The sequence below is a fragment of the Lentzea aerocolonigenes genome (genome assembly GCF_000974445.1).
GTDB lineage: Bacteria > Actinomycetota > Actinomycetes > Mycobacteriales > Pseudonocardiaceae > Lentzea > Lentzea aerocolonigenes.
Map to the genome: position 1 here is coordinate 236,108 of NZ_BBOJ01000018.1, position 8,069 is coordinate 244,176.

7 protein-coding genes are annotated in these 8,069 nt (G+C 69.3%); 1 reads left to right on the plus strand and 6 read right to left on the minus strand.

The features are described 5' to 3' along the window. Positions 1-289: 289 nt before the first annotated feature. Positions 290-2,956 carry an ATP-binding protein gene (locus AOM45_RS33030; protein ID WP_059362815.1) on the minus strand — a complete coding sequence of 889 codons (2,667 nt, stop codon included), beginning with the start codon at positions 2,954-2,956 and terminating at the stop codon, positions 290-292. Positions 2,957-3,114: 158 nt separating this feature from the next. Between AOM45_RS33030 and AOM45_RS33035 the strand changes: the two genes are divergently transcribed. Further along, complete coding sequence (locus AOM45_RS33035; protein WP_156093992.1) at positions 3,115-3,510, plus strand: hypothetical protein; 396 nt, start codon at positions 3,115-3,117, stop codon at positions 3,508-3,510. 114 nt (positions 3,511-3,624) lie between these two features. On the opposite strand, the gene AOM45_RS33040 is transcribed toward AOM45_RS33035, so the two are convergent. The 5 genes from AOM45_RS33040 to AOM45_RS33060 all read right to left on the minus strand — a co-directional run bounded on the left by AOM45_RS33040 (position 3,625) and on the right by AOM45_RS33060 (position 7,563). Then, positions 3,625-4,674, minus strand: a complete 1,050-nt coding sequence (locus AOM45_RS33040; RefSeq protein ID WP_030469272.1) for a FecCD family ABC transporter permease — start codon at positions 4,672-4,674, stop codon at positions 3,625-3,627. Then, positions 4,671-5,729: a FecCD family ABC transporter permease gene (locus AOM45_RS33045; protein ID WP_051783945.1), complete on the minus strand. Its 1,059-nt coding sequence runs from the start codon at positions 5,727-5,729 to the stop codon at positions 4,671-4,673. Before AOM45_RS33045 ends, AOM45_RS33040 begins: the two co-directional genes overlap by 4 nt. A gap of 50 nt (positions 5,730-5,779) precedes the next feature. After that, the gene (locus AOM45_RS33050; protein ID WP_030469270.1) at positions 5,780-6,220 is read right to left on the minus strand and encodes a hypothetical protein; all 441 of its coding nucleotides are present in this window, start codon (positions 6,218-6,220) and stop codon (positions 5,780-5,782) included. A gap of 87 nt (positions 6,221-6,307) precedes the next feature. Then, the gene (locus tag AOM45_RS33055; protein WP_030469269.1) at positions 6,308-6,697 is read right to left on the minus strand and encodes a hypothetical protein; all 390 of its coding nucleotides are present in this window, start codon (positions 6,695-6,697) and stop codon (positions 6,308-6,310) included. Continuing rightward, positions 6,694-7,563 carry an alpha/beta hydrolase gene (locus AOM45_RS33060; protein ID WP_035911277.1) on the minus strand — a complete coding sequence of 290 codons (870 nt, stop codon included), beginning with the start codon at positions 7,561-7,563 and terminating at the stop codon, positions 6,694-6,696. Before AOM45_RS33060 ends, AOM45_RS33055 begins: the two co-directional genes overlap by 4 nt. Between the last annotated feature and the right edge of the window lie 506 nt (positions 7,564-8,069).

Below are 8,069 nucleotides of genomic sequence, written 5' to 3' on the forward strand. Positions count from 1 at the left end.
TGAGATTGCCAGACGGGTGTCGAATCTACAAGAGGCAGCTTGCCCTGCCATACGAGACGACCTGCGGCGTTGTCGAATGCGTTCGATGGAATCGAGCCGTGTTCGGTTTATTCGAATCGACATCCGTTTCGATGCGTTCGATTGCCTCAGGCTGCGCGTTTGAGGTTTGCGCGCACCGGAAGGTAAACGAGGAATGGGTCGCCGATGATGGTCGTCACCGCGCCTGCGGGCATGTCGTTCGGCAGCACGATTCCGGTCCGGATGACTGAGCCTTCGAACCCCCCGGTCGTCATTGACCGTGAGATCGCCTTGCCGCCCGATCTCGCTGCACCTGTGGCGATGAGTCCTGTGGTCGCTCTTGTAGAACGTCGGAGAGCAGGGCCCGGACGCGGGTCTCCGCGGGTGCGCAGCCGCATCGTTTGTGCAGGGCCAGGGCTTTCTCCGCGTGTGCGAGGGCGGTGGTCCGCTGGTTTCGGCGGTGTGCCAGGCGAGCGAGCAGTTCCTCTGCCTGCCCTTCGAGGACTCGGAAACCCGCGCGGCGTGCCGTGGTGAGTGCCTCGGTGGCGACCGAGGCGGCGCTGTCGAGGTCGCCGAGGTGGAGGTGCGCGTCGGCCAGTCCCAGGAGGGCGGTGTTCTCCGGATGGCGGTCGCCGCTGTGGCGGGAGACGGCCAGTGCCTGCTGGTAGTGGAGAATCGCCCGGCGGTGCTGGCCCTGCCTCGCGAGGATCGTGGCCAGCGAGGTGAGGATCTCGGCCTCGCCGCGCCGGAAGTCCTTGTCCACCAGGCATGCTCGCGCTCGGTCGACGAGGTCGAGGGCTTCCTGGTGTTGCCCGAGGTCGCAGCGGGCGGTTGCCAGGCAGCGCAGCGCTTCCGCTTCGTGGACTCGGTCGCCGACCTCGTGGGTGCGCGTGACGGCCTCGGTCAGCAGTTCGATGCTGCGCGGGATGTCGCCCATCAGGTATTCGGTCTCGCCGAGGTTGATCAGGGCGACGGCGTGGCCGGCGTTGCCTTCGATTCCCGCGTGCAGTGCGAGTGCGGCGATGTGGTGGTCCCTGGCCGCCGTCAGGTCTCCGCGTTCCGCGCGGATGAGGCCGAGGTTGCTGAGGTTGATGGCTTGGCCGGTGAGTCGCCCGGTGCGACGGTTGAGTGCCAGCGCCTGCTGCAGGTGGTCGATTGCGGCGTCGAGTTCGCCGGAACGCCAGCAGATGCCGCCCAACGTGCCGTGCACGGCCGCTTCGCCTTCTGCCCAGCCGGTGTCGACGGCGTGTCGCAAGGCCCACGTGGTGTGTTCGGTGGCCCGGCGGTGTTCTCCGCGGCGCCAGTGCAGGTCCGCGAGGCTGAGGTGGGCTGCCGCCTGCGCGCGTTGGTTGCCGTCGGCACGCGCGGCTGCTTCGGCGGTTTCCGCGACGGCGAGCCAGTCGACCAGGTGCAGGGTGTGGAAGAAGTACGCGCGAAGGATGTCCGCGAGCCGACATGCCGCGTCGCGCGGTCCGTGTTCGGCCGTGTGCAGGACCGCGGCGACCAGGTTGAGGCGTTCAGCGTCGAGCCATGCCAGCGCGGCGGCATCGCTGGCGAACTCAGGTGGCCGCGAGTGCCGAACTGGTTGCGGTAGGCGGAGTTTCTGCGGGTACAGCAGTTCGACGGCGTCAAGAGCGGTGTCGCAGTACCAGTCGAGCAACCGGTGCACGGCGGAGTGGCGTTCGTGCTCGGTTTCCGCTGCGGCGGCGCAGCGCCGGGCGTGCAGGCGCAGGAGGTCGTGGAACGTGTAGCGGTCCGGTTGGTGCAACGCCACGAGGTGGGCGCGAACGAGGTCGTCGAGCGGAGGCTGGATGGACTCCCGGGAGGCGCCGGCGATCGCCGCCGCGGCTCCCGGCGTGAAGTCGGGGCCGGGAAGCAGCCCGAGCAGCCGGAACAGCCGTTGGGCCGGGGCGGGCACCGCGTCGTAGGAGAGGTCGAAGGCGGCCTGCACGGCGGCGTCGGGGTCGTCGGCGACCTGCAGCATCGTCAGCCGGTCGCCCGTGTTGAGGCGGGCGACGTAGGAGCCGATGGTGTGGGTCCGCGTGCTCGTGAGGTTGGCGGCGGCGATCCGCAGGGCCAACGGCAGGTTGCCGCACAGCCGGGCGAGCTCGCGCGTCGAGTCCGGTTCGGCGCTGACCCTGTTCTCGCCCAGCAGGCGGGACAGCAGGACCTCCGCATCCGTTGAGCTGAACACGTTCACGGCGAGATGCCGCGCGCCGTCGCGCGCGGTGAGCCCCGCGAGCTCGTTGCGGCTGGTGACCACGGTCAGCGATCTGCCTTGCCCGGGAAGGAGAGGACGAACCTGGTCGCTGCGCGCCGCGTTGTCCACGAGCACGAGCATCCGCCGGTCGGCGAGCAGGCTGCGGTACAGCGCCGCGGCTTCGTCCGTGTCCACGGGCACGCTCGTCGGCGCGATGCCGAGAGCGCGCAGGAATCGCGCCAGGGCGTCATGAGCGTGCAGTTGCGGACCGGCCGTGTGACCGCGCAGGTCGATGTGGAGATGGCCGTCGGGGAACCTGTCGGCCACCCGGTGCGCCCAGTGCACGGTGAGCGCTGTCTTGCCGACGCCCGCGGTGCCGGTGACGACAACGGCCTGGGCGTGGTCCTCCAACCACGCGGTGAGCACCCGCATCTCGTCGGTGCGCCCGGTGAATCCCGCGACGTCGGCGGGTAGTTGTGCGGGCGACGGCCAGCCGGACGTGAACTCGGGCGGGCTGTTGGTCCGAGTGTTCGACGCCGCACGGAGAAACCGCTCCCGATCTTCGCCGTACAGGGCGAACGCGTCCGCGAGCTGCCGCACCGTGCTCGCCCGCGGTGTGGTGATCCGGCCCGATTCGATGTTGCGGAGATTGCGTTCGCTCAGCCCGGTCCGTTCCGCCAGCTCCGCCTGAGTGGCACCCAGCCGTTGCCGATGCGCCCGCACGATCTCGCCGAACACGACCCCTCCCACGCCCGGAGGACGACACTTCCACACTCTTCGCTCGCGCGGGCGGAGAAGTTGCCGGTCAGTTGCCGGTGTACGACCTGTTGGCGGCACAGCGGCTACTGCGACCGTGTTCTCGGTGTGATGGGGCACGGGTGAAGGGGGAAGAGATCATGAGGAAACTGTTGCGATCAGCCGCCGTGGCCGGCGCGAGCCTGGCGCTGGTTCTGGGCAGTGGCGCGGTGGTCCAGGCGAACGCCTCGCCGGCGGGAGTTTCGGCGGCCTGTGGTCAGGGCTGGTCGAACGTCGACCCGAAGAGCTCGCAGGTGGTCAACCGGGTCAGCGGCTACAGCGGCGTCGCCATGCGGACCGGCGCGTCGGGCGGCTGCGGGCTGATCATCCGAGTGCCGTGGGGTCACTGGGTCGCGCTCGACTGTTTCGTGCCCGGCGACTCCGTCAACGGTGTGAGCACGTGGAGCCACGTGCTCTACAACAACGGCGGGCCCACCTACCAGGGGTGGATCTCTGACTACTACCTGTCCGAGCGCGGCAGCACCTTCCGCTGCTGACCTCCGGGCGAGAGCCTGTCCGCCGGACCCGTGGGGGTGAGTGCGGTCGGGACAGGGGCTCGGTGCGGGGCATCCAGCGATGTTGGGTGCCCCGCGCGTGTTCACCGCGGAGTTTCAGGCTGCGCGTTTGAGGTTTGCGCGCACCAGGAGGTAAACGAGGAACGGGCCGCCGATGATGGCAGTCACCACGCCGACAGGCATGTCGTTGGGCAGCACGATTCGTGCGATCAAGTCCGAGCCGATGAGCAGCAACGCGCCGAACAGACCCGAAGCGATCAACGGCGGAACGGGGGAGCGCAGCAGCCGCATCGTGATCTGCGGGGCGACCAGTGCGACGAACGGAACCGGGCCGGCGGCGGAGACCGCGACACCGGCGAGAAGTACTGCGCACAGAAGAAGAACCGCTCGCACGGCCGTGTACCGAACACCGAGGCCAGCTGCGACATCGTCACCGAAGTGCATCGGCTGGAGCTGGAAGGCGATCACCAGCACCACGGCGACCAGGGCGAGAGTGATCCACAGCGTGGTCCACACCTCGGTCCACGACCGCGAGTCGAGCGACCCGACGAGCCAGGACTGAGCGCGGGCGACGTCACGGATGTCGGCCAGCACCAGCAGCCACGTCGTGAGCGCCTGCATGACCGCGCTGACCGAGACACCGATGAGGATCAGCCGGAAGCCGTCGATTCCCCGGCGCCACGCCAGGAAGTACACGAGCAGCCCGGTCAGCAGCCCGCCGGTGAGCGCGGCCGCGGGCAGTCCGATCGTGCTCGACACCGCCGCGCCGCCGCTCGCCGTGACGACGAAGACGGCCGTGGCGCTGGCACCGCCGGTGATGCCGAGAACGTCGGGACTGGCCAACGGGTTGCGCGCGATGGACTGGGTCAGCGCGCCGGAGATCCCGAGCGCCACGCCGACGATCAGGCCGACGAGCGCACGCGGCATCCGCAGGTCCATGATCACGAACTCGTCCACGCGCTCGCCTTGCCCGATCAGCGTCCTGAACACCGCGGACAGCTCGATCGTGAAGTCGCCGACCGAGATCGACACGCAGAAGACGAGGAACGTCAGCGCCGCGAGGACCACCGTGACGAGCACGATCCACGGCCGCCAGACCCACGACCACCCTGCGACGCGGACACCGGGGTGCATCTGTGTGCTCATGCCTGCCTGAACTTCCCGAGCCAGACCAGCGCCGCGAAGAACGGTGCGCCGATGAGGGCGATGACGATGCCTGCCTGGAGCTCGGCCGGCCGCACGACGAGCCGTCCCGCGATGTCGCCTGCCAGCAGCACGACCGCGCCGAGCACCCCCGCGTACGGCACCAGCCAGCGGTAGTCCGGCCCGGTCATCCACCGCGCGACGTGCGCGACCATCAGTCCCAGGAACGCGATCGGCCCGCACGCCGCCGTGGCCGCACCGGCGAGCAACGTGACCGCGACGACGCCGACCGTGCGCCCCGCCACGATGTTCACGCCGAGCCCGCGCGCGACGTCGTCACCGAGGTTGAGCAGGTTGATCGTCGGCAGGTTGAGCAGCGCCAGCACGAGTCCGGCGCCGACGAAGACCGCCGCGATCCCGATCACGTCGAACCCGACGCCCTGCACGGAACCCGCGTTCCAGAACCGCAGCACGTCCAGCGACTGCTTGTCGGACAACGCGACCGCGGTGGTCATCGCGGCGAGGAAGATCGTCACCCCTTGGCCGGCCAGCGCGAGGGTGAGGGGGTTGCCGGAGCCGCGGCCGAGGCTCGACAGCCCGAACACGAGCACCCCGGCGGCCGCCGCGCCCGCAAACGCGAACCACAGGTACTGGAGCGGGTTCTGCAACCCGAAGAGGTAGACGGCGAGCACGACGGCGAACGACGCCCCGGAGTTGACGCCGAGCAACCCGGTGTCCGCGATGGGGTTGCGGGTGTGGCCCTGGATCAACGCGCCCGCGACCCCGAGCGCGACACCCGCCACGATCGCGAGCACCGTCCGCGGCACGCGCAGGGTCTGCACGATGAGCGTGATCTCGGTGAGCCGCTGGTCGGTGCCGGGATCGCCGAGCAGCCCCTGCCACACCTCGGCGGGGCTGAGCGCCCGCGCCCCGACGACCAGCGACAGCACCGCCACCGCGGCGAGCAACCCCACCAGCAACACGAGCCCGGCCAGCCGCCGGGGACGCGCCCCGGCCTGTGCGGGATCCAGCCCGCGTTGCTCCACCACGATGCTCACGACGGGCTACGTTAGCCGCTGCCCGCCTTCTTGACTCAGGGCACCCTTACCTAACTCCGGGCCTCGATGGCCTGGACGGTCCTGGCGAGCGCACCGCCCAGCACCTTCGGCCCGAGCAGCCCCAGCGACAGGCCGAGCAGCTTGCCCTTGAAGTTCTTGCCCTCACGCACGACCTCGGCCCGCACGATCGTCGTGCCGTCGGCCTGCCTGGAGAACGTGTAGGTGTGGCCGGAACGCCCGCCCCACACGTTGGAGTCGACGGTCCTGAGCACGACGTGGCCCAGGTCGGACCAGTCGTAGTGCAGCCGTTCCCAGATACCGCCGGAACCCTCGGTGACGTCGGCGAAGGTGTCGCGCTTCTCGTGGACGACCAGGGACTCGTCGGCGCTGTTGGGGAAGAGCTCGGCGCGGCCGGGGCCGAAGTCGGTGAGGCCCGCGACGAACTGCTCGGGGGTCGCGGTGGTCTGCTGGGTCAGGGTGATGGTGGGCATTTCCTCGGCTCCTCGACGTCCTGTTTCGACAGGACTCAGGTTGGCCGGTCGGGGCGGGTGTTCGCGCCAGGGAGACTCCCTGGTCGATCACTCACTGGCCCTCTTGGAGGCGACGAGGGACACGACGGCCAGCCCGGTGTTGACCGCCGAGATGATCGTGGTCAGCTTCGCGGCCTTGGGGGGCAGCTCACCGCGTGTCCCGGCGTACACGGCAGCCGCGGTGTCCGTGGCGTGGATCAGCACGGCCTGCCGCAGCACCCGCTGTGCGGAGGCGTCGTCCCGCTTCAGCGTCAGCAGGTCCACGCCGAGGACGAGCGTGCGGATGCCGAACATGCGCGCCGGGTAGACGAACCGCTTGTCGTCGCCCAGCTCGTCACCGAGGCTCTTCGCCATCCTGCTCGCCGCGAACAAGCCCAGCGCTCCGTTGAAAATCCTGATGCAGGCCAATGCGGTCCGCGTGACATCACCGAGCTTCATCCCGCAGAGTCTAGAAGGGACGCCAGCCACCGCTCGATGTCCAGGCGCGCCGCCTTCGCCATCCCGGTCGACCGGTTCGTGAACCCGTGCTGGGACTCCGGGTACACCCGCAGGTCCACCGAACCGCCCGCCGCGCACACGCGGGCCGCCATCGCCAGGTTGTCCTCCAGCAGGACGTCCAGGGCGCCGACGATCATCAGCAACGGCGGCAGGCCGCGCAGATCGCCGTAGATCGGTGAAATGTCCGGGATCGTGCGGTCGCTGATGTGACCGGCGTACGCCTGGATGAAGTACTCGTCCCTGATCAGCCTGCCCGCCGGGGTCTGACCACTCAGGTCGTACGTGCCGAACTGGAGCACAGCGCCCCTGAACCGGCCGGCGCGCTCGCGCAGGCGCAGCAACGTCGTCACGGCGAGGGTGGCGCCGGCCGAGAAACCACCGATCGTGAACGACGCCGCACCGAACTCGTCGAGCAGCCACAACGCTGTGTTCTCGCAGTCGTCGGGTGCAGCGGGCCAGGGATCTTCCGGGGCGAGTCGGTAGTCGGGGCTCACGACGACGACCCCGAGCGCGTCCGCGAGCCGTTGGTTGCGCTCGTCGTCCTGCGCCGTCGAACCCAGGTAGAAACCGCCGCCGTGGAAGTCGAGGTGGACGCCGCGGGGCGTGCCCTGAGGCTCGATGATCCGCACGGGCACTCCGCCGGCGTCGACCAGGGCGCCAGGGCCTTTCAGCGCCGCGCGGACCTCCCGCACCTCGTCGAGATTGCTCGGGCCCCTCCTGGTTCCGCGCAGGGCGTTGAGCTCGCGCATCTCCTCGACGTGCGGCAGGAGCGCAGGATCGATGAAACCGTTCAACCCGAACTGCATGAGCGTTTCCCCCCGACGTGGCGTACTGCCTTCCGACAGTACGCCGCCGCTACTCAGTGAGTGCCTGGTGGTACCCGCGCATGCCTTGCACTGCAACAACAATTCGGCTCAGGCGCGTTGGTGCTGGGACCAGGCGCGGGTTTGAGGAGCGCCGAGCGACTCCGCGCCGAACTGGCCGCGCGGGTGTCGCAGTGAGCGGGTTTCTGGCGTGGTTTGGCGCGGGTTCCAGCGGGGTTGGTCACCTTTTGCTGGTGTGGTCGCCTTTGTGTTGGTGGTTGCGTGGGTCGTATGACGAGCCGGGTCATTTCATCGCCGCTTCGCGACGATTGCGATTGGGGCTTGACTTCGGGGCCCTTGCGAGGCGCTGTGTCGGGCGGAAAAGGTCGGATGCTTCGCACCCGCCCGGTCCGGAAAGGCTAGCACCTCGCACCCAAAGTCATCTATGAAGGAGCGGGGCCGGTCAAGTGCCGTGCTGAGGCTGGTTTTCGGGGTTTTCGGCTCTGTGC